Raw genomic sequence first — 21,238 nt, forward strand, 5'->3', positions numbered from 1 at the left:
AAACCGGGGGGTGCCATGCGTACACCCCCTGTACACCCCCCGTACACCCCCTGTGCATACGGAACGGCGGTTTCGCCAAGATGAAGGGCAATCAGCGCTGTCCCAGACGGGCCGCTCCGAACGCGCTGATGACGAGCAGGCCGGCTGCCGTGGCAAGGCACATCGGCAGACCGCCGATCTGGTAGCTTGCCCCCGACAGAACCGATCCCAGAAGCCTGCCCGCCGCGTTCGACATGTAGTAGAAGCCGACGTCCATGGTCACCCGGTCATCGTTGGTCAGGGCAAGGATGAGGTAGGAATGAAGTGCGGAGTTCACCGCGAAGATGGCCCCGAAGAGCAGCAGCCCCGCGACCACCGTTGCAGTGAGCCACGGGGCCGGGGCATCCGCGAGGGCCGTGAGACCTGCGAGCAAGGCCGGGACGGTAACCAGCGCCATGGCCCAACGGCTTGCGGCGCGGATCAACTGACCGGTGGAGCGGTCTGCGGCGCGCATCAGTTTCGGGGCCGACGCCTGTACCGCGCCATAGAGGATGATCCAGATCGCCATGAACCCGCCGATCAGGAAGAAGGCCATCCGGTTGCCAGCCTCGGTTCCATCCGAGAGGACCGCATAGAAGTAGATCGGGATGCCGACCACGAACCACACATCGCGGGCGCCGAACAGGAACAGTCGGGCGAAGCTCAGCCAGTTGATATCGCGGTTTTTCGAAAAGACCTCTTTGAACTTCGCGTCCTTGCGGCCCGTGGGCAGGCCGGGGGGCATGCGCCAGATCACCGCCAGCAGGATCGCGGCCAGAAGGATCGCCATTCCCAGGACCGAGGCGGTGAAGCCCGCAAGGCCCAGAAGCGCCGCGCCGAGGAAGAAGCCGAGCCCCTTCACCGCGTTCTTGGAGCCTGTGAGTAGCGCCACCCATCGAAAGAGGCCGCCTTGCCCTTTCGGGGCCAGAAGCTTGACCGCCGATTTCGACGACATCTTGGCGAGATCCTTGGCCACGCCCGATGCCCCCTGCACCGCCATCACGAAAGCGACCGAGGCGGCGATGGACCACGCGGGGTCAAGCTGCGTCAAGGCCAGCAGCGCCACGACCTGCAGCGACAGCCCCGCATAGAGCGTCGAGGTCAGGCCGAAGCGGGCGGCAATCCAGCCCGCGCTGAGGTTCGTCACCACGCCCGCGATCTCGTAAAGCACGAAGAGATAGGCCAGTTGTACCGGCGAAAAGCCGAGCGTGTGAAAATGCAGGAGCACCAGCATCCTCAGCGCCCCGTCGGTGAGCATGAAGGCCCAGTAGGCCGCCGTCACCGCGATATAGGCGGCAAGGCCCTGCGGCTGGCTCAAAGGCTTTCCCCCACCATGAAGGCCACATCGGCCAGGCGATGCGCATAGCCCCATTCGTTGTCGTACCAGGCGTAGATTTTCAGCTGCGTGCCGTTCACCACCATGGTCGAGGGCGCGTCCACGATCGTGGAGCGGGGATCGTTGGTGTAGTCGGTGCTGACCAAAGGCCGGGTTTCATAGCCGAGGATGCCTTGCAGATCGCCCTCGGACGCGGCTTTGAAGGCGGCGTTGACCTCCTCGACCGTGACGGCGCGCTCCAGTTCGAACACCATGTCGGTGAGCGAGGCGTTAAGAAGCGGCACGCGCACCGCGTGGCCATTCAGCTTGCCCTTGAGGTCGGGGTAGATGAGCGTGATCGCGGTCGCGCTACCCGTGGTGGTGGGGATCAGCGAATTGAGCGCGGAGCGCGCGCGGCGCAGATCCTTCGCGGGCCGGTCCACGATGGTCTGGGTGTTGGTCACGTCGTGGATTGTCGTTATGGAACCGTGCTTTATGCCGAATTTTTCATGGACGACTTTAACGACAGGCGCGATGCAATTGGTGGTGCAGCTGGCCGCCGTGACGATGTTGTGCAGGGCCGGGTCGTAGTCGTGGTTGTTGACGCCGAAGACGATATTCGCCGTGGGGCCGTCCTTCACCGGGGCGGAGACCACCACCTTTTTCACGCCAGCCGCGAAATAGGGGGCGAGCTTGGTTTCCGTTTTGAAGACGCCGGTACAGTCGATGACCACATCGACGCCATCAAGCGGCAGGTTTTCCAGTGCGCGTTCGTTCAGCACAGGCAGGCGAGTGCCGTCTATGGTGATGTTGTCTGCGTCATGGGAAAAAGCGGCGGGCCAGCGGCCGTGCACGGTGTCGAATTCCAGCAGATGCGCGTGCATTTCCGGGTCGCCCGTGGCGTCGTTGATCCAGGCGATCTTCGCGCCGCGTTCCAGAAGCGGGCGCAGGGCGAGTTTTCCCATGCGGCCGAGGCCATTCAGGGCATAGGTGGTCATGCGGTCTCTCCTTCGGAGGCGATGTCGTCGAGATGGGATTGCAGCGACACGCGATCGAGCGCGCCCAGGGGCAAGGCGGTGAAGGCGGCGATGCGGTTCTTCAGAAGCCCATAAGTCTGCTGGAAGGCGAGCATCCGCTGCGCCTCGGTGCCTTGCGCCTTGACCGGGTCGGGCAGGCCCCAATGGGCGGTGATCGGCTGGCCGGGCCAGGGCGGGCAGTCCTCATTCGCGGCTCGGTCGCAAACGGTGAAGACGAAATCGAGCGCGGGGGCGTCCGGCCCCTGGAATTCCGACACGTTCTTGGCGCGCAAGCCGGTCACATCGTGGCCCTTCTGTTCGAGCATATCGACCGCGAGCGGGTTCAGTTCCGAATAGGGTTGCGTTCCGGCGGAATGGACGGTGAACCGGCCCGCGCCCATGTCGCGCAGCAGGGTTTCGGCGATGATCGACCGGGCGGAATTGCCGGTGCAGATGAAGAGAACGCTATAGGTCTTGTCAGGCATGGTCCCGTGTCCTTTCGCGGGAAGGGTCATGGCAGGCGGGCAGATGTCGGGGCGGCCCCGGCAGCAATCGGTGAACAGGAAATCCACCAGCCCCTGTGCTGCGCCCGTATCGGCGCGATACAGAAGCGAAGTGCCCTGACGGGTCTGGGTGATCAGTCCGGCCTCTCGCAGCGCCGCCAGATGGGCCGAGGCGGTGGAGGGCTTAAGATCGAGCGCACTGGTGATTTCGCCCGCCGGAAGCGCGTCGGGGTAGCGGCGCATCAGCAGCCGGAAGATGGTGTTTCGGCCGCCATGGGCGAGAGTGGAGAGCTGGTCGAGTTCTTTTTCCATATTTTGTGAAATACGGAAATAGATGAGTCGCGCAAGCCCCCTGCCCCGCGATCCGGCTGATTTCATGAAAGTTTCACATTGAGAGGCGAGATATTTCAAGCTGGATACTTTAAGCTTGAAATATATCTCCGCCTTGCTAGCCTCTGATCAGACCCGAGTCTCTCGGCGGTACATCTGGGGAAGGATCACATGAAGATCATCTGTCTCGGCGGCGGTCCTGCGGGGCTCTATTTCGCGATCAGCATGAAGCTGCGCGACCCCTCGCACGAGGTGACGGTGGTGGAGCGCAACCGCGCCAATGACACGTTCGGCTGGGGCGTGGTGCTTTCCGATGACGCGCTGGAACGGATGGAAACCAACGATCCGAAATCCACGCAAGCCATCCGCGATCACTTCGCCTATTGGGACGATATCGCGGTGGTGCATGACGGGGTCCGCACCGTGTCCGGCGGGCATGGCTTTGCCGGGATCGGGCGCAAGCAGATGCTGATCCTGTTGCAGGAACGGGCGCGGGAACTGGGCGTGAACCTGCAATTCGAGACTGAGTTCGGCAGCGCCGAGGACTATCGCAAGGACTACGATCTGGTCGTTGCCACGGACGGGATCAATTCGCGTGTCCGCAATGAATATGCCGATGTCTTCCGGCCCGATATCGACACGCGGCGGTGCAAGTTCGTCTGGCTTGGCACGCATCAGAAATTCGACGACGCCTTTACCTTCATCTTCGAGAAGACCGAGCACGGCTGGATGTGGGCGCATGTCTACCAGTTCGACGATCAGACTGCGACCTTCATCGTGGAATGCCTGCCCGAGACCTGGGACGCCTGGGGCTTCGAGCAGATGTCCAAGGAGGAAACGGTCGAGACCTGCCGCAAAGTCTTTGAGCGGCACCTTGATGGCCACGACCTGATGTCGAACGCAGCGCATCTGCGCGGGTCTGCCGTGTGGATGCAGTTCCCCCGCGTGATCTGCGAGAAATGGTACAACGGCAACGTGGTGCTGATGGGCGATGCAGCCGCGACGGGGCATTTTTCCATCGGGTCGGGATCGCGGCTGGCCTTCGACAGCGCGATTGCTCTGGCCGAGTACCTGCATTCGGAACCGACGATGAAAGAGGCGTTTGAGCGCTATCAGGAAGAGCGCCGGGTCGAGGTGCTGCGCCTGCAATCGGCGGCGCGCAATTCGCTGGAATGGTTCGAAGAGGTGGAACGCTATCTCGATCAGGACCCGGTGCAGTTCAATTACAACCTGCTGACGCGGTCGCAGCGGATTTCCCATGAAAACCTGCGTCTGCGCGATCCCGACTGGCTGGAAAGCGCGGAACGCTGGTTCATGACCCAGGCGGGGTTGCCCGCCGATGCGCCGCATCGCAAGCCGATGTTCACCCCTTTCCGCCTGCGTGACATGGCGCTGAAAAACCGCGTCGTGGTCTCGCCCATGGCGCAATACAAGGCCGTCGATGGCTGCCCGACCGACTGGCATTTCGTCCATTACGCGGAACGCGCCAAGGGTGGCGCGGGGCTGGTCTATACGGAAATGACCTGCGTCAGCCCCGAAGGCCGAATCACGCCGGGCTGTCCGGGGCTCTATGCGCCCGAGCATGAGGCGGCGTGGACAAGGCTTGTCGACTTCGTCCATGCCGAGACGGAGGCCAAGATCTGCTGCCAGATCGGGCATTCTGGCCGCAAGGGCTCCACCCAACTGGGGTGGGAGGAGATGGACGCGCCGTTACCTGAGGGGAACTGGGAAACGCTTTCAGCCTCCGCCATTCCGTGGTCGGACCGCAACCCGGTGCCGAAGGAGATGGCGCGCGCGGATATGGACGCGGTGACGGCCCAGTTCGTCGCCTCGGTTGAGATGGCCGAGCGCACGGGTTTCGACATGATCGAACTGCACGCCGCCCATGGTTACCTGATTTCCTCCTTCATCTCGCCCATGTCGAACAAGCGCGGCGATGACTACGGCGGATCGCTGGAAAACCGGATGCGCTATCCGTTGGAGGTCTTCGCTGCCATGCGCGCGGCATGGCCCGCCGAAAAGCCCATGTCGGTGCGGATTTCGGCCAATGACTGGGTCGGTTCGGAGGGCATAACCCCGGAGGAAGCGGTTGAAATCGCGCGTATGTTCCATGAGGTAGGCGCGGACATCATCGACGTGTCCGCAGGCCAGACCAGCGTGGAGGCCGCGCCCGTCTATGGCCGCATGTTCCAGACGCCCTTTTCCAACCGCATCCGCAATGAGCTGCACATGCCGACCATGGCCGTGGGCAATATCTTTGAAACCGACCATGTGAACTCGATCCTCATGGCGGGTCGCGCAGATCTGGTCTGCCTTGCCCGCCCGCATCTGGCCGATCCCTACTGGACGCTGCACGCCGCCGTGGAATTGAACGACACGTCAGTGCACTGGCCCGACCCCTACCTTGCGGGCCGCGACCAGGCCTACCGCTTGCAAGAGAAAAAGGCCCAAGAGGAGATCCGCGCATGACCGAGCAGCGGCGCGTTCTGATCACCGGGGGCGGCACGGGCATCGGCCGCGCGATTGCCCATGCCTTTGCGGCGCAAGGCGATGCGGTGACGATTGCCGGGCGGCGCGAGGGGCCGTTGCGGGAAACCGCCGAGGGCGTCGGGATCGAGACCGCGACCGCTGATGTGACGAACGAGGCTGAGGTCGCGGCGCTTTTCGACCAACCCTTCGACGTGGTCATCGCCAATGCGGGTGCGGGCACCGCGAACAAGCTGGTGGATGTGTCGCTGGCCGACTGGCAGGCGACCTTGGACGTGAACCTGACGGGCACCTTCCTGACCTTCCGGGAAGGCCTGCGCGTGATGCCCAAAGGCGGGCGGCTTATCGCCATTGCCTCGACCGCCGCATTGCAGGGTGGGTCCAACATCGCGCCCTATTCGGCCTCCAAACACGGGGTGCTGGGGCTGGTCCGGTCCGTCGCAAAGGAGGTGGCCAAATCGGGCATCACCTGCAACGCGATCTGCCCCGGCTTCGTCGATACGGAAATGGCCGATGCCGCCGCGCAATCGGTCATGGATCGCTTCGACGTGCCGCGCGAGAAGGCCATTTCCATGATCACCAGCGGCAACCCCATGGCGCGGCTGATCGCGCCCGAGGAAGTGGCAGCCGCCGCGTTGTTTTTGGCGTCAGCGGGCGCAAGTTCGGTGAACGGGCATGCGCTGTCGGTCTCAGGCGGTGAGATCTGATGCGCGAAACCGACCTGCCCCATCGTCGGTTGCGCACCTGGATCCGCCTTCTGCGGATGACGCGGGGGATGGAAAACCACCTGCGCGAATACCTGCGGGTAAACCATGACACCACCCTGCCCCGGTTCGACGTGATGGCGGCGCTGCACCGCGCGAAGGGGCCGATGAAGATGAGCGAGCTGAGCCGTCAGTTGCTGGTCTCGAACGGGAACGCAACGGCTGTTGTCGAACGGCTGGAGAAAGAGGGCCTCGCCCGCCGCGTCCCAGGCGAGGGCGACCGGCGCGTGGTGCTGGCGGAACTGACCGAGAAGGGCCGCGAGGTGTTTGAGGGGCAGGCCACGGAACACCGGGGCGAGGTTGATCGCCTCTTTTCGATGCTGGGACATGAGGAATTGGATGCGCTGCGGGATATCCTGCACCGCGTGGAGGAGGCGAGCGATGGCCAAAATGGCTGACCTGAAACCGCAGCATTTCGAATGGCAGGTGCGCGAGCGCGTGGCGCGGGTGCGGCTCAATCGACCTGACCGCAAGAACCCGCTGACCTTCGACAGCTACGCCGAGTTGCGCGACACGTTCCGGGCGCTGGTCTATGCCGAGGATGTGGATGTCGTGGTCTTTGCCTCGAACGAGGGCAATTTCTGTTCCGGCGGCGATGTGCATGACATTATCGGGCCGCTCACCAAGATGGACATGAAGGGGCTGCTGGCCTTCACCCGGATGACCGGTGATCTGGTCAAGGCCATGATCGGCTGCGGCAAGCCCATCATCTCGGCGGTGGATGGCGTGGCTGTGGGCGCGGGCGCGATCATCACCATGGCCTCCGACATGCGTCTGGCGACGCCAGAGGCGAAATGTGCCTTCCTCTTTACCCGCGTGGGGCTGGCGGGCTGTGACATGGGGGCCTGTGCGATGCTGCCCCGGATCATCGGCCAGGGCCGCGCGGCGGAGCTGCTCTACACGGGCCGCACCATGCGGGCTGAGGAAGGGCTGGCCTGGGGCTACTGGAACGCGCTGCACCCTTCGGATCAGCTGGAAGACAAGGCGATGGAGCTGGCGGAGCGGTTGGCGGCGGGGCCGGTCTTTGCCCATGGGATCACCAAGACGCAGCTGAACCAGGAATGGAACATGGGGCTCGATCAGGCGATCGAGGCCGAGGCGCAGGCGCAGGCCATTTGCATGCAGACGGCGGATTTCGAGCGCGCCTACCGGGCGTTCGTCGCCAAGGAAAAGCCGGTGTTCAGGGGGGATTGATGGCGGATCGCAGCTTCCTTGGCTGGCCGTTTTTCGAGCCAAAGCACCGGGACTGGGCCGAGACGCTCGACGCGTGGGCCGGGGGCGCAGTGCAGGCATTGGACCACAGCGACACCGATGCGGCCTGCCGGACGCTGGTCAAGGCCCTTGGCGCGGATGGCTGGCTGATGCCCACGGCTGCTGGCGACGGCGAACGGTTCGACGTACGGACCCTGTGCCTTGCCCGTGAAACACTGGCACGCCATGACGGGCTGGCGGATTTTTCCTTTGCCATGCAGGGGCTTGGGACCGGGGCGATATCGCTCTTTGGAACGCCTGCGCAAAAGGCCGAGTGGCTGCCGCTGACCCGAACCGGCAAGGCGATTGCGGGCTTTGCGTTGACGGAACCGCAATCGGGGTCCGACGTGGCCAATTCCACGATGACGGCGGAGGAGGATGGCGACAACTTCGTTCTGAACGGCGAAAAGACATGGATTTCCAATGGCGGCATTGCCGATGTCTTCACGGTCTTTGCCCGCACGGGAGAGGCCCCCGGCGCGCGGGGCCTGTCCGCCTTCGTCATGCCCGCCGACACGCCCGGATTGGAGATTGTTGAAAGATTGGAAACAATCGCACCCCACCCGCTGGCGCGCCTTCGCTTCAGCGATTGCCGCATCCCGAAATCCGCGCTGATCGGCGGGCGCGGCGAAGGCTTCAAGATCGCCATGTCGGTGCTCGATGTGTTCCGCTCCACCGTCGCCGCCGCCGCCTTGGGCTTTGCCCGCCGGGCGCTGGATGAGGCTTTGGCGCGGGTCTCCACCCGCCACGTGCAGGGCGCACCGCTGTTCGAATTGCAGATGGTTCAAGGGCATATCGCTGATATGGCGGTGGATGTTGATGCGGCGGCGCTGCTTGTATACCGCGCGGCCTGGGCCAAGGATTCCGGGGCGGCGCGGATCACGCGGGAGGCGGCGATGGCCAAGCTTTTCTCCACCGATCAGGCGCAGAAAGTTATCGACCGCGCGGTGCAACTGCATGGCGGCGACGGGGTGAAATCCGGCGAAACCGTCGAAAAGCTTTACCGCGAGATCCGGGCGCTGCGCATCTACGAGGGCGCCTCGGACGTTCAGAAAGTCATCATCGCCCGCCAGGCCATGGCGGCATTCACGGGAGGCTGACATGCTCGGACCGACGGCCCATACAGACACGTTTTCCCGCGAGGGCTTGCCGCCCGCTGACCAGTGGCCGGATTTCCTGCTGGATGGTTTCAATTATCCCGATTACTTGAACGCCGGGTGGGAACTGACGGATTCCATGGTGGAAAAAGGGTTCGGGGATCACACGGCCCTGATCGGAAATGGCCGCCGCCGCACCTACAAGGAGCTGACCGACTGGACCAACCGGCTGGCCCATGTGCTGGTCGAGGATCTGGGCGTGAAGCCGGGCAACCGGGTGCTGATCAGGTCCGCGAACAACCCGGCCATGGTGGCGGCCTGGCTTGCTGCGACAAAGGCGGGCACGGTGGTGGTCAACACCATGCCGATGCTGCGGGCGGGGGAACTCACCAAGATCGTCGACAAGGCCGAGGTGCAGTTCGCTCTGTGTGACACCCGGTTGATGGAAGACATGATCGCCTGCGCCAAGACGAGCAAGTTCCTGAAATCGGTCGTGGGGTTTGACGGGACCGCCAATCACGACGCGGAGCTGGACCGGCTGGCGCTGACCAAACCCGTTAAGTTCGACAGCGTCCAGACCGGTCGGGACGATGTGGCGCTTCTGGGGTTTACCAGCGGCAGTACGGGCGAGCCCAAGGCCACCATGCATTTCCACCGCGACCTGATGATCATCGCGGACGGCTATGCGCAGGAGGTGTTGCAGGTCACGCCCGAGGATGTCTTTGTCGGGTCTCCTCCCCTCGCCTTCACCTTCGGGCTTGGCGGACTGGCGATCTTTCCGCTGCGCTTCGGGGCGGCGGCGACGCTTTTGGAAAACGCCTCGCCCCCCAACATGATCGAGATCATCCAACAGTTCAAAGCGACCGTCTGCTTCACCGCCCCCACGGCCTACCGGGTCATGCTGCGGGCGATGGACGAGGGGGCTGACCTGTCCAGCTTACGGGCGGCGGTAAGTGCGGGGGAAACGCTCCCTGCCCCGGTCTATGACGAGTGGATGCAGAAGACAGGCAAACCGATGCTCGACGGGATCGGCGCGACCGAGATGCTGCATATCTTCGTCACCAACCGCTTCGACGATCACCGCCCCGCCTGCACGGGCCGCCCGGTGACGGGCTATCAGGCCATGGTCGTTGATGACGACATGACCGAGGTGCCCCACGGCAAGATCGGACGGCTGGCCGTGCGCGGCCCGACCGGATGCCGCTACCTGAACGACCCGCGCCAGACCACCTATGTGCGCGACGGCTGGAACATCACCGGCGACAGTTTCACCATGGACGCGGACGGCTACCTGCACTTTGCCGCGCGTAACGACGACATGATCGTGTCTGCGGGCTACAACATTGCCGGGCCAGAGGTGGAGGCGGCGCTGCTGTCCCATGCCGCCGTGGCCGAATGCGCCGTGGTTGCGGCACCGGACGAGGCACGGGGCAGCATCGTGGAAGCACATGTGGTGCTGGCCGAGGGTCACACCGCCAGCGACGCTTTGGTGGAACTGCTGCAAACCCACGTCAAAAGCACGATCGCGCCCTACAAGTACCCCCGCCGGGTGCAATTCATCGAGGCGCTGCCCAAAACCCCCACGGGCAAAATCCTGCGTTACAAACTACGCGAGGAGGGCTGATGCAGACCGTTTTCGTCCAGATCCGCTGCCGCCCCGGCACAACTTATGACGTGGCCTTCGCCATCGTGCTGAAGGAAATCCACGCGGAACTCTATTCCACGAGCGGGGAATATGATCTTCTGGTGAAGCTCATCATTCCGGAGGGACAGGATATCGGCCGCTACATCAACGATGCCTTCCGCGACGTGGCCGGGATCGAACGGACATTGACGACGCTGACCTTCAAGGCATTCTGAGACAACGAACAACAGGGAGAGTTACAATGAAACTCAAAACACTTGCGATTGCGGGCCTGATGGCCAGCACATCCACCATGGCTCTGGCTGACGGCGTCAGCATCGGCATGATCACCACCCTTTCTGGCGGCGGCGCCGGGCTTGGCATCGACGTGCGCGACGGCTTCATGCTGGCCATCGAACAGTCGGGCCGCGACGATATCGAGATGATCATCGAGGATGACGAGCGCGCGCCGGATCGGGCCGTGCAACTGGCAGACCGGATGATCCAATCCGATGACGTGGACATCATGACCGGTATCATCTGGTCGAACCTCGCCATGGCGGTGATCCCGTCGGCCACCGCGCAAGGCGTGTTCTACCTGTCGCCCAATGCCGGCCCCTCGCAGCTGGCAGGTCCCGGCTGCCACGAGAACTATTTCAACGTCGCCTGGCAGAACGACAACCTGCACGAGGCGGCGGGTGCCTATGCCAATACGGCAGGCTACGGCAATTCCTTCATCCTCGCGCCGAACTATCCGGCGGGCCGTGACGCGCTGACCGGCTATCAGCGCATGTTCGAGGGCGATGTGGCCGAAGAGGTCTATACCCAGCTTGGCCAGACCGATTACGCCGCCGAGATCAGCCAGATCCGCAACTCGGGCGCGGACAGCGTCTATTTCTTCCTGCCCGGCGGCATGGGCATCGCCTTTGTCCGTCAATACGCGGAATCGGGTGTGGACATCCCGCTGATCGGCCCGGCCTTCAGCTTTGATCAGGGTATTCTGGGCGCCGTGGGCGAGGCTGCGCTTGGCGTGCACAACACGTCCCAGTGGAGCCATGATCTGGACAATCCCACCAATGTGGCCTTTGTCGAGTCCTTCCAGGCCGAATATGGCCGCCTGCCCTCGCTCTATGCCAGCCAGGGGTTTGACACCGCGAACCTGATCCTCTCGGCGATGGAGGTCGCGCATCCCGATGACGCCGATGCCTTCCGCGCCGCGCTGGAAGCGGCCAATTTCGACAGCACCCGTGGCGATTTCGCCTTCGGTCCGAACCATCACCCGATCCAGGACATCTATGTCCGTGAAGTGGTGATGCAGGGCGACGTGCTGACCAACGTGATCGTCGGAACCGCGCTGGAAGATCACGGCGACGCCTACGCGGATCAGTGCCAGATGTAATGGTCTGACCGGCCGGGCCTGCCCCCGCGCAAGGCCCGGCAAACAAAGGGATTTTCCATGTCAGCAGCTCTTCTGATCGAGCAGCTTCTCAACGGGCTGCAATTCGGCGTCATGCTGTTTCTGATGGCGGCGGGCCTGACGCTGATCTTTGGCGTCATGGGCCTGATCAACCTCGCCCATGGCTCGCTCTACATGATCGGGGCCTTCGCGGCGGCGGGCGTCGCGGGCTGGACCGGGTCATTCTGGCTGGCGCTGATGGGCGCGCTGATGGCCGCGGCGATGATCGGGGCATTGGTGGAGATGCTGGTGATCCGACGGCTTTACGATCGCGACCACCTCGATCAGGTGCTGGCCACTTTCGCGCTGATCCTGATCTTTTCCGAAGGCACGCGCTTCTTTTTCGGGTCGCTACCGCTTTACCTCGATACGCCCGACCTGCTGTCGGGGCCGACTACTCTGCCGGGTGGGATCGAGTATTCGAAATATCGGCTCTTCATCATCGCCGTGGGGCTGGCCGTCGGGGCAGGGCTGTTCTGGCTGATCGCCCGCACCCGAATTGGCATCCAGATCCGCGCAGGTGAGGCAGACCGCGAGATGATCGCGGCGCTCGGCGTCGATATCCGCAAGCTCTATACTCTGGTCTTCGCGCTTGGCGCGGCGCTGGCGGGGCTGGCGGGCGCGATGATCGGGCCCATTCAGTCGGTCGAGGTCGGCATGGGCGAACCTGTTCTGATCCTCGCTTTCGTGGTCATCGTGATCGGCGGCATCGGCTCCATCAAGGGCGCCTTCATCGGCGCGCTGCTGGTCGGGCTGACCGATACGCTTGGCCGGATCATGCTGCCACAGCTCTTTGGCATGTTCATGGATGCCAGCAGCGCCACGACCGTGGGGGCGTCGCTGGCGTCGATGACGATCTACATCCTGATGGCGGGAATTCTGCTGTTCAAACCCTCTGGCCTGTTCGGAGGGCAATCGTGATGCGGCGTGAAACGATCCTGAACCTCGTCATTCCCGGCATCCTTCTGGCCACGGCGCTGATCGCCTACGCCATGGAGGAACCCTATATCATCACGCTCGCCACCAAGGCCGCGATCCTGGCGCTGGCTGCCGTTGGGCTGAACATCGCGCTTGGGCTTGGCGGGCTGGTCAGCCTTGGCCATGCGGCATTCTTTGGCGTCGGCGGCTATGCCATGGGTATCCTCGCCTTCCACGCCCAGAACTACATGCCGATCTGGGGCGTGATCGAGGGCACCAAATCGATGCCGATCATCTGGCTGGTGGCGCTGATTGCCTCTGCCCTGACAGCGCTGGTCATCGGGGCGATGTCGCTGCGCACGACCGGCGTTTATTTCATCATGATCACGCTCGCCTTCGGGCAGATGCTGTTCTACTTCGCCATTTCCTGGCCCACCTATGGCGGCGAGGACGGCATGTCGATCTACCTGCGCAACGATTTTCCGGGTGTGAACACGCTGGTGCCGCTCAACTTCTTCCTGATCTGTTTCGTGATCCTATCAGTGGTGATGGTGTTGACCGACCGGCTTGGGAAATCCGCCTTCGGGCTGGCGTTGCAGGCCACCCGGCAAAACGCGGCCCGGGCCGAGGCCGTGGGGCTGGCCCCTTACCGCCTGCGACTGGTGGCGTTCACGATCTCGGGCGCTGTCACCGGGTTGGCTGGCGCGCTCTTTGCCGATCTCAACCGCTTCGTCAGCCCCTCGATGCTGAGCTGGCACATGTCGGGCGAGATCATGATCCTGATCATCCTGGGCGGCATCGCGCGGCTGTCGGGGCCCGTTGCCGGGGCGATGCTGTTCATCGCGCTGGAGTATTTCCTCGAAGACCTGAGCCATTACTGGCATGTCTATCTCGGGGCGATCCTGCTTGGCGTCGTGCTGTTCGCGCGGGGCGGGGTGATCGGCCTCATCGCCGGACGGGAGGTGGCCCATGACTGAGCCTCTGCTGCAAACCCGCGCGATCTGCAAAAGCTTCGGCGCGCTACAGGCGTCGAAGGATGTGACGCTGGACCTGTTTCCGGGCGAGATTCACGCCCTGATCGGGCCGAACGGGGCCGGGAAATCGACGCTGATTGCCCAGATCTCTGGCGCGCTTCGCCCTGATAGCGGGCAGGTGATGTTCGACGGGCAGGATGTGACGCCCCTGACAACCACGGCGCGGGCGCGGGCGGGGCTTGGCCGGACCTTCCAGATTTCGGCGCTGGCGATGGAATTCACCGTGCTGCAAAACGTGGTGCTTGGCGCACTTGGACAGCGAGGCAAGGTCTATCGCTTCTTCGGCAACGTGATGCGCGACAAGGCCCTGCTGGAACGGGCCGAGGAGGCCCTGGAACAGGTGGGGCTGGCCGAGTTCCGCAACTTCATCACCGCCGAACTGTCCCACGGCCAGCGCCGCCAGTTGGAGGTCGCCGTGGCCCTGACGCTGCAACCCAAGGCCTTCCTGATGGACGAACCGATGGCAGGGCTTGGCGCGGAAGGCTCGCACCGGCTGACCGGCTTCCTCGACGGGCTGAGAACCCGCGCGCCCATCCTGCTGGTGGAACATGACATGGACGCGGTCTTTGCGCTGGCCGACCGGATCAGCGTGCTGGTCTATGGCGAGATCATCGCCACCGGAACGGCCGACGACATCAAGGCCGACCCGCGTGTGCGCGAGGCCTATCTGGGCGAGGAGGACGCGGCATGAGCCTTCTGAAACTGTCCCATGTCTCAGCCTTCTACGGCCCGTCGCAGGCGCTGTTCGATGTGCATCTAGATCTGGCAGAGGGCGAGGTGCTGGCGCTGATGGGCCGCAACGGCATGGGCAAATCCACCACCGTCAAGGTGATCTGCCGGATGCTGAAGAACCGGGGCGGGTCGGTAATGTTCGACGGGCAGGATCTGGGATCGGTCCCGGCGCACAAGGCCGCACGCGCGGGCATCGGACTGGTGCCCGAGGGTCGGCGATGCTTTGCGCCGCTGACCGTGCAGGAGAACCTTATCGCGGCAGCGCGGTCCGGTCATTGGGACCTGGCCCGCGTGTTCGAGCTGTTCCCGCGATTGGGGGAACGGCAGGGACAGGTCGCCTCGTCCCTGTCCGGCGGCGAACAGCAGATGCTGGCCATCGGCCGGGCGCTGATGACCAACCCCCGCCTACTGATCCTGGATGAGGCGACGGAGGGCCTTGCCCCCGTCATAAGGCAGGAAATCTGGGCCGCGATCCAGCGGCTCAAGGTAGAAGCCGGGCTGTCGATCCTGGTCATCGACAAATCGCTGAAGGAACTCGGCGGCGTCGCCGACAAGGGCGTGATCATCGAGAAAGGCGTGACGGTCTGGACCGGTGCTTTCTCTGCCCTGACCCGCGACATCACCGACCGGCATCTGGGGGTCTAGGCCATGGCATTCCACTTCCCCCAGAAGGTTCTCTTCAAGCATTGCGACCCGGCCGGCATCGTGTTCTATCCGCGCTATTTCGAGATGCTGAACGATTGCGTCGAAGCCTTTTTCGACGAGGTGCTTGGGCTGCCGTTCGAAACGCTCCATGCCACGGGCAGCGTGCCCACGGCGGAAATCACCACCCGCTTTCTGGCCCCAAGCCACCATGGCGATCACCTGATCATCGCCCTGACCGTCACCCGTGTCGGGCGCAGCTCGCTCGGGCTGATGTTCACCGCCGATTGCGGTGACGAACCCCGCTTCACCGCGCGCTCCACCCTTGTCCTTCTGGGCGAAAACGGGCGGCCCCGGCCATGGCCCGAGGGGGTGCGACAGATACTTCTGGACCGAGAGGAGGCCCCGGCCCATGTCCCATAGACCCATTCAACCCGCAGGCTGGCCCGACCCCAAGGGCTATGCGAACGGCATTCTTGCCTCGAACGGGACGCTCTATGTGGGCGGTCAGATCGGCTGGGACACGGATGGGAATTTCGCACCGGGTGGTTTCATCGGCCAGATGGAACAGGCGCTGCGCAACATCCGCGACGTGGTCGAGGCCGCGGGGGGAACGCCCGAGGATATCACGCGCCTGACCTGGTATGTGACCGACAAGCAGGAATATCTGGACAGTCAGCAAGAGGTGGGCGCGGCCTATCGCCGGATCATGGGCCGTCATTTCCCGGCCATGGCCATGGTCGTGGTCGCCGCGCTGGTCGAGGATGAGGCCGTGGTCGAGATCGAGGCCACCGCCGTCATCGGCTGATCTGCGCGGAAACCCGTTGCCTTTCCGGGCTGCACGCGGCTGGATGGGGTCATGCGGATCCTGAGTTTCAACATCCAGAACCTGCGGCTTCGCCAACGGGGCGACCAGCCCCGGCTTGACGGCGCGCGGGACCGCGATGAGATCGGGGAGGCGTCCGAACTGGACCCGGCGGACAGACGCCTTTCTGCCGCGCTTCTGGCTGAGGCACATGCCGATATGGTACTGTTGCAGGAGGTGTTCGATAAGGACACGCTGGATTGGTTCAACACCCGGCTGCTGCCCGCCGCCGGTCTGCCCCCCTACCCCCATGCCCATTGCCCACCCGGCAATGACGGGCGTGGGTTGGACCTGGCGCTTCTTTCGCGCCAGCCCGTCCGGTTGACCAGCCACGCGCAGCTGACCGCCGCCGATCTGGGCCTTGCTGCGCCGCGCCCCGAGCTGCCAGTCTTCCGCAGGGACTGCCTGATAGTGGAAACCGGAGGGCTGACCGTTTTCACCTGCCATTTCAAGGCCCCCTACCCTGATGCAGACCGCGCGTGGCCGGTCAGGCGATTGGAGGCTGACGCCGCGCGCAGGATCATAGAGCACCGGTTCGCGGACCCATCCAAGGCGCTCTGGCTGATCGCGGGGGACCTCAACGAACCGTTTAAGCCCGATGCCGAGCCGGCCATTCAACCGCTGCTGCCGCCCTTCAGTTCAGACCTGATGGCGCGGCTTCCTGAGGATGAGCGCTGGACCTACTTTGACAGTCATTCCGGCAGATACGGCCAGCCCGACGCCCTGCTGGCATCCCCCGCGCTTGCCGACCGCTGGCCCGAGGCTGCACCCCGGATTCTGCGGGCGGGACTGGCCTATGAGGCCACGCGCCACCGGGGCGAACATCTGCAAGGTGTTGGACGGCATCGCCCGCACGCCTCGGATCACGCGGGCATTCTGCTGGACCTGCCGGGGATCTGAGCACCGCGTCCAACGGCCCCGCACGGCGTCATGGTTTTGTCATCAATCCCATGCCAGACTATGCTGCATGTGCAGCATCCTTGGGGAAACCATGACCTCGCACCACTACGACGCAATCGACCGGGCCAGTCGGGCGGCCATGGCGCGGCTCACCTCTGGCGTCTCCCCCTACGCGGCGATGGCGGCCTGGATGGACTGGGGCCTGCATCTGTCGCGGGCACCGGGCCGACAGGCGGAACTCGCGGAACTGGCGCGGGACAGCGCGCTGCGGTTGATGATGGGCCCGCTGTTGCCGGACGATGGGGGCGACGGGCTCGGCTCGGCCTTCTCGCCCAGGTCCGACGATCACCGTTTCGATCATGCGGATTGGGCAATGCCCCCTTTCAAATGGTGGATGCAGGGCTACCTCGCCACCGAGCGGTTCTGGGACGAAGCCGCACGAACCATTCGCGGAATGCGCCCGGGGTCGGGGCCTCGCGTGGGCTTTATGGCGCGGCAGATGCTGGACGCCATCTCTCCCTCCAACGTCGCGCCCCTGAACCCCGAGGTTCTTGATCTGACCCGCACCGAGAAAGGTGCCAACCTGATCGCAGGGTGGAAGACCTGGCTTGAGGACGCAGCCTATGAGGCGACCCACACGCCACACCCCCATGAAAGCGACTACAAGCCGGGGGAGAACATTGCCTGCACACCCGGCAAGGTTGTCTTTCGAAACCGCCTTATGGAACTGATCCAGTACGCCCCCACGACGGAAACGGTCTGCCCCGAGCCGATCCTGATCGTGCCCGCCTGGATCATGAAATACTACATACTCGATCTCAGCGCCCGGAATTCCCTGATCAGATACCTGGTGAACCGCGGTCACACGGTGTTCTGCATTTCCTGGACCAATCCCGATGAAAGCCTGCGTGACGTCAGCCTGGATGACTATCGACGCGAGGGGGTGATGGGTGCGCTCGAAGTCGTGTCGGACATCCTGCCCGGGTGTCATATCCATGCCTGCGGTTACTGTCTGGGCGGCACGATGCTGTCGATTGCCGCGGCCACGATGGCGCGCGATGGAGACGACCGGCTGGCCACGATCACGCTTCTCGCCGCACAGACCGATTTCACCGAGGCCGGGGAACTGCTGATGTTCGTCGATGACAGCCAGGTTGCGTGGCTTGAGGACATGATGTGGGATCAGGGCTATCTTGACCGTGACCAGATGTCCGGGGCCTTCCGGGCGCTGCGCCCCGAAGTTCTAATCTGGCAGCGTGCCGTCGACCGCTACCTGCTGGCCAGGGACGAGCCGGATTTCGACATCCTCGCCTGGAACGCCGACAGCACCCGCATGCCCGCCCGCATGCATTCGGAATACCTGCGCAGCCTGTTTCTTGAAAACCGCCTGACCTCGGGCCGTTTCGCGGTCGAATGTCAGGTGATCGCACTCAAGGACATTTCCGCACCGATGTTCGTTCTAGGCACCGAGACCGATCACATCGCGCCCTGGCGCTCTGTCTACAAGGCAACGCTGTTCACGGAAAACGATTTGCGCTTTTGCCTGACCTCCGGCGGTCACAATGGCGGCATTCTAACGCCGCCAGGCAAGGCAGGCAGGCACTTCCGGCTTGGACACAGGACTGCGGACAAGCAGTATATGGACCCCGACACATGGCTGGCGCAGCATGACCCCCAGGTCGGATCCTGGTGGGAGCCATGGGGCGACTGGCTGTCCGAACACAGCAGCGCGCCGGTCGCACCGCCTGGTTTGGGATCAGAACGGCACCCCCCAGTCTGTGATGCGCCGGGAAGCTATGTGTTCCAGCAATAAACACCTCCTTTTCAATCACTTGTAAGCGGATTTTGGCCGGTTTCCCGGGCGGTTTGAGAGAGGCCTGACAATCGCCTTATTTATTGCGTTTCTGGATTGTGAACGAGCGCAATTGCATATGAGGCAAACAGATGAAGATCATCGCTCTCTCACTCTCACTTGCGGTTCTGACCGGATCCCAGGCCCTGGCAGCCCATAACAATCCCTGGGCAACGCCCGAAGATACGCTGTTGGCTCAGAACCACGACGAGAACCAGCAGGCCAGTGTCAGCACGCCCGGAGAGGACGAAATGCGGGGTGTGATGGTGCAGAACGCAAACCGGACAGGCGGAAGTGCCGGTCAGGGTGATCGCGAGCAAGGTGGCGGTGGTCACGGCGGAGGGAGCAACCGCTGACCACCCCGAAAACGAACATCCGCGACGCCTGACGTCGCGGATGTTGCTTTTCATGCCCGGTGTTTGGTCAAGTTTTCCACTGCCAGGGCCGGGTGAATTCGCCCAAGACATCCGCCACGGCGTCATCCGTCACCTCGCCGGTCTTTTCCAGACAGGCCACAAGGCCAAGCTTCTTGCTTTCGGTCACTTCGACGACGCGGGCTTTCACATCCGCCTCTTCCAGCGCCGCGTTGTAGACGCGGGTGATGGCCATCTTGCGCAGCGCCGGTTTGAAGACCTTACCGACAGCCGTCTTTGGCAGTTCGTCCATCAGCTCGATATGCTTGGGCCGCGCGGCGCGTTCATGGACATGCTAGTCGCAATGTTCCTTCAGCTCCTTGATCGAGACCTCGGCCCCCGCCACCAGTTCGACATAAACGCAAGGCAGTTCGCCCGCGAACGCATCGGGCTGCCCGATGGCGCCGGTCATGGCAACGGCGGGGTGGCTGGCCAGGGCCTCTTCGATCTCGGCCGGGTCGATATTGTGACCGCCGCGAATGATCAGATCCTTGGCGCGACCCGTGATCCACAGGTAGCCATCGGCGTCGATCCGGCCCAGGTCACCCGTGCGCAGGAATATGTCATCGGCAAAGAGGTCGATATTCTTGTCGCTCTCGGTGTAGGTCGAGCCTTCGAACACGCCGGGGTTGTCGATGCAGATCTCACCCACCTCGTCGGTGCCGCACTGCACGGGACCATCCGGGGTCTGTTTGAGAATCCGCACTTCCGTATGCGGGAAAGGAACACCGACCGAGCCGATCTTCTTCTCGCCCTCGACCGGGTTACAGGAGACAAGGCAGGTCGCCTCGGTCAGGCCGTAGCCTTCGACCAGCGTCACGCCGGTCGCCTTCTCGAACCGCTTGAACAGTTCCACTGGCAGCGGCGACGACCCCGAGAAGGCGGTTTTCACGGTCGAGATATCGCCATTCACCGGGCGTTGCATCATCGCCGAAATCGCCGTGGGCACGGTGATGATGAAGGTGATCTTCCAGCGTTCGACCAGCTTCCAGAAATTGTCGAACACACCTTCGCCCCGGTAGCCCTGCGGCGTCGGGAAAATCACATGCGCGCCCGAGGCAATCGCCGCCATCAGAATCACATGGCACGCAAAGACGTGGAACAGCGGCAGCGGGCACATGATGTTGTCCGTTTCATCGAACAGGATCGTGGCCCCGAGCCAGCCATTGTAGATTAGGCCCGAATACTTGTGCTGCGCCACTTTCGGCATGCCCGTGGTGCCGCCAGTGTGGAAATAGGCGGCCACGCGGTCGCCGGTGCTGTCCTCGAAGGTCAGGCGGTCGGCGGGCTGCTTGGCGATCTCGGCGTTGAAGTCGATGATCCTGGCGTGGTGGTTGGACGGGTTCTTGGGCCGGATGAGCGGCACGATCAGCTTCTTGACGCCAGTCAGATAGCGCAGCAGATCAACCTCGATCACATGTTTCACATTGGGCGCATGGCCCACGGCCTCAGCCACTTTTTGCGCCACATCGGTTTTCGGGAAGGCCTTGATCGTCACCACCGCCTTGGCCCCGGTTTCGCGCAGGATGGCGCTGATCTGTTCAGGCTCCAGCAGCGGGTTGATCGGGTTGGCGATGCCCGCCACGCACCCCCCCAGAAGGGTCAGCACGGTTTCATTGCAGTTGGGCAACACATAGGCCACCGAGTCCGTCTCGGTGATGCCAAGCGACCGGAAGAGGTTCGCGGTCTGCGTGACCTTGCCATGCAACTGCGACCAGGTCAGCGTTTCGGCCTTGTCGGTCGGGCCGGAAAACAGCTGATAGGACACCGCGTTATGGTTCGGGAACTTGTCCCTTGTCTTGGTCAGCAACTCATACAGCGTGGTGGCCGGCTGGCTTTCGGGCCAGGGCAGATCCTGCTCCATGGCTCTGACATCAGCGACGTTCGCAAACCGCCTCATTCTCATTCCTCCCCTTTTATCCCTGTCTGGCCCGTCGCCTTTCGACGCGAGCCGGTATTTTGAGGATCAGGATGGAGGCAAAGAGGCCTGCAAAGCAAGCGTAACCCAACGCAAACTGCAA

At 63.4% G+C, this 21,238-nt stretch carries 20 protein-coding genes and 1 pseudogene; 17 read left to right on the forward strand and 4 right to left on the reverse strand.

Annotated elements, in window-relative coordinates:
* Window positions 1-91: 91 nt before the first annotated feature.
* Genes arsJ through ACOOEX_RS12755 form a run of 3 tightly spaced genes read right to left on the reverse strand, consistent with a single transcriptional unit; the run spans window position 92 to window position 3,164 of the window.
* Window positions 92-1,276, reverse strand: coding sequence for an organoarsenical effux MFS transporter ArsJ (gene arsJ, locus ACOOEX_RS12745; RefSeq protein ID WP_420398371.1), 1,185 nt, complete (start codon window positions 1,274-1,276; stop codon window positions 92-94).
* Window positions 1,277-1,332: 56 nt separating this feature from the next.
* On the reverse strand, window positions 1,333-2,331 hold the full coding sequence (locus ACOOEX_RS12750) for an ArsJ-associated glyceraldehyde-3-phosphate dehydrogenase (RefSeq protein ID WP_420395182.1): 999 nt from the start codon (window positions 2,329-2,331) through the stop codon (window positions 1,333-1,335).
* Complete coding sequence (locus tag ACOOEX_RS12755) at window positions 2,328-3,164, reverse strand: helix-turn-helix domain-containing protein (protein WP_420395183.1); 837 nt, start codon at window positions 3,162-3,164, stop codon at window positions 2,328-2,330. Before ACOOEX_RS12755 ends, ACOOEX_RS12750 begins: the two co-directional genes overlap by 4 nt.
* Window positions 3,165-3,353: 189 nt before the next feature.
* On the opposite strand from ACOOEX_RS12755, the gene ACOOEX_RS12760 reads away from it, so the two are divergent.
* From ACOOEX_RS12760 to ACOOEX_RS12840, 17 genes are all read left to right on the forward strand, one after another.
* Window positions 3,354-5,651, forward strand: coding sequence for a bifunctional salicylyl-CoA 5-hydroxylase/oxidoreductase (locus ACOOEX_RS12760; protein WP_420395184.1), 2,298 nt, complete (start codon window positions 3,354-3,356; stop codon window positions 5,649-5,651).
* Complete coding sequence (locus tag ACOOEX_RS12765) at window positions 5,648-6,376, forward strand: SDR family NAD(P)-dependent oxidoreductase (protein WP_420395185.1); 729 nt, start codon at window positions 5,648-5,650, stop codon at window positions 6,374-6,376. Before ACOOEX_RS12760 ends, ACOOEX_RS12765 begins: the two co-directional genes overlap by 4 nt.
* Entirely contained in the window at window positions 6,376-6,831 is a 456-nt protein-coding gene (locus ACOOEX_RS12770) for a MarR family winged helix-turn-helix transcriptional regulator (RefSeq protein ID WP_420395186.1), read from the forward strand. The genes ACOOEX_RS12765 and ACOOEX_RS12770 overlap by 1 nt, the downstream gene beginning before the upstream one ends.
* Entirely contained in the window at window positions 6,815-7,627 is an 813-nt protein-coding gene (locus ACOOEX_RS12775) for an enoyl-CoA hydratase family protein (protein ID WP_420395187.1), read from the forward strand. Before ACOOEX_RS12770 ends, ACOOEX_RS12775 begins: the two co-directional genes overlap by 17 nt.
* Complete coding sequence (locus tag ACOOEX_RS12780; protein ID WP_420395188.1) at window positions 7,627-8,784, forward strand: acyl-CoA dehydrogenase family protein; 1,158 nt, start codon at window positions 7,627-7,629, stop codon at window positions 8,782-8,784. The genes ACOOEX_RS12775 and ACOOEX_RS12780 overlap by 1 nt, the downstream gene beginning before the upstream one ends.
* Before the next feature lies 1 nt (window position 8,785).
* Window positions 8,786-10,405 carry an AMP-binding protein gene (locus tag ACOOEX_RS12785; protein WP_420395189.1) on the forward strand — a complete coding sequence of 540 codons (1,620 nt, stop codon included), beginning with the start codon at window positions 8,786-8,788 and terminating at the stop codon, window positions 10,403-10,405.
* A complete protein-coding gene (locus ACOOEX_RS12790; RefSeq protein ID WP_420395190.1) occupies window positions 10,405-10,641 on the forward strand; it encodes an Lrp/AsnC ligand binding domain-containing protein in 237 nt (78 codons plus the stop codon). Before ACOOEX_RS12785 ends, ACOOEX_RS12790 begins: the two co-directional genes overlap by 1 nt.
* 26 nt (window positions 10,642-10,667) lie before the next feature.
* Window positions 10,668-11,804, forward strand: a complete 1,137-nt coding sequence (locus ACOOEX_RS12795) for an ABC transporter substrate-binding protein (protein WP_420395191.1) — start codon at window positions 10,668-10,670, stop codon at window positions 11,802-11,804.
* 57 nt (window positions 11,805-11,861) lie between these two features.
* Window positions 11,862-12,782, forward strand: coding sequence for a branched-chain amino acid ABC transporter permease (locus ACOOEX_RS12800; protein WP_420395192.1), 921 nt, complete (start codon window positions 11,862-11,864; stop codon window positions 12,780-12,782).
* Entirely contained in the window at window positions 12,782-13,756 is a 975-nt protein-coding gene (locus ACOOEX_RS12805; RefSeq protein ID WP_420395193.1) for a branched-chain amino acid ABC transporter permease, read from the forward strand. Before ACOOEX_RS12800 ends, ACOOEX_RS12805 begins: the two co-directional genes overlap by 1 nt.
* Window positions 13,749-14,504 carry an ABC transporter ATP-binding protein gene (locus ACOOEX_RS12810; RefSeq protein ID WP_420395194.1) on the forward strand — a complete coding sequence of 252 codons (756 nt, stop codon included), beginning with the start codon at window positions 13,749-13,751 and terminating at the stop codon, window positions 14,502-14,504. Before ACOOEX_RS12805 ends, ACOOEX_RS12810 begins: the two co-directional genes overlap by 8 nt.
* Complete coding sequence (locus tag ACOOEX_RS12815; RefSeq protein ID WP_420395195.1) at window positions 14,501-15,190, forward strand: ABC transporter ATP-binding protein; 690 nt, start codon at window positions 14,501-14,503, stop codon at window positions 15,188-15,190. The genes ACOOEX_RS12810 and ACOOEX_RS12815 overlap by 4 nt, the downstream gene beginning before the upstream one ends.
* A 3-nt stretch (window positions 15,191-15,193) precedes the next feature.
* Window positions 15,194-15,610 (forward strand): acyl-CoA thioesterase, encoded by a 417-nt coding sequence (locus tag ACOOEX_RS12820; RefSeq protein ID WP_420395196.1) that lies wholly within the window; start codon window positions 15,194-15,196, stop codon window positions 15,608-15,610.
* Complete coding sequence (locus ACOOEX_RS12825; protein WP_420395197.1) at window positions 15,600-15,995, forward strand: RidA family protein; 396 nt, start codon at window positions 15,600-15,602, stop codon at window positions 15,993-15,995. The genes ACOOEX_RS12820 and ACOOEX_RS12825 overlap by 11 nt, the downstream gene beginning before the upstream one ends.
* A 51-nt stretch (window positions 15,996-16,046) precedes the next feature.
* Window positions 16,047-16,952, forward strand: a complete 906-nt coding sequence (locus tag ACOOEX_RS12830) for an endonuclease/exonuclease/phosphatase family protein (protein WP_420395198.1) — start codon at window positions 16,047-16,049, stop codon at window positions 16,950-16,952.
* Between the two features lie 67 nt (window positions 16,953-17,019).
* The gene (locus ACOOEX_RS12835; protein WP_420395199.1) at window positions 17,020-18,765 is read left to right on the forward strand and encodes a PHA/PHB synthase family protein; all 1,746 of its coding nucleotides are present in this window, start codon (window positions 17,020-17,022) and stop codon (window positions 18,763-18,765) included.
* Window positions 18,766-18,896: 131 nt separating this feature from the next.
* Window positions 18,897-19,160 (forward strand): hypothetical protein, encoded by a 264-nt coding sequence (locus tag ACOOEX_RS12840; protein ID WP_420395200.1) that lies wholly within the window; start codon window positions 18,897-18,899, stop codon window positions 19,158-19,160.
* Window positions 19,161-19,227: 67 nt separating this feature from the next.
* On the opposite strand, the pseudogene ACOOEX_RS12845 reads toward ACOOEX_RS12840, so the two are convergent.
* Window positions 19,228-21,081: pseudogene (locus tag ACOOEX_RS12845) on the reverse strand (acyl-CoA synthetase).
* Between the last annotated feature and the right edge of the window lie 157 nt (window positions 21,082-21,238).

It is taken from the genome of Nioella sp., from assembly GCF_965215655.1.
Lineage (GTDB): Bacteria > Pseudomonadota > Alphaproteobacteria > Rhodobacterales > Rhodobacteraceae > Nioella.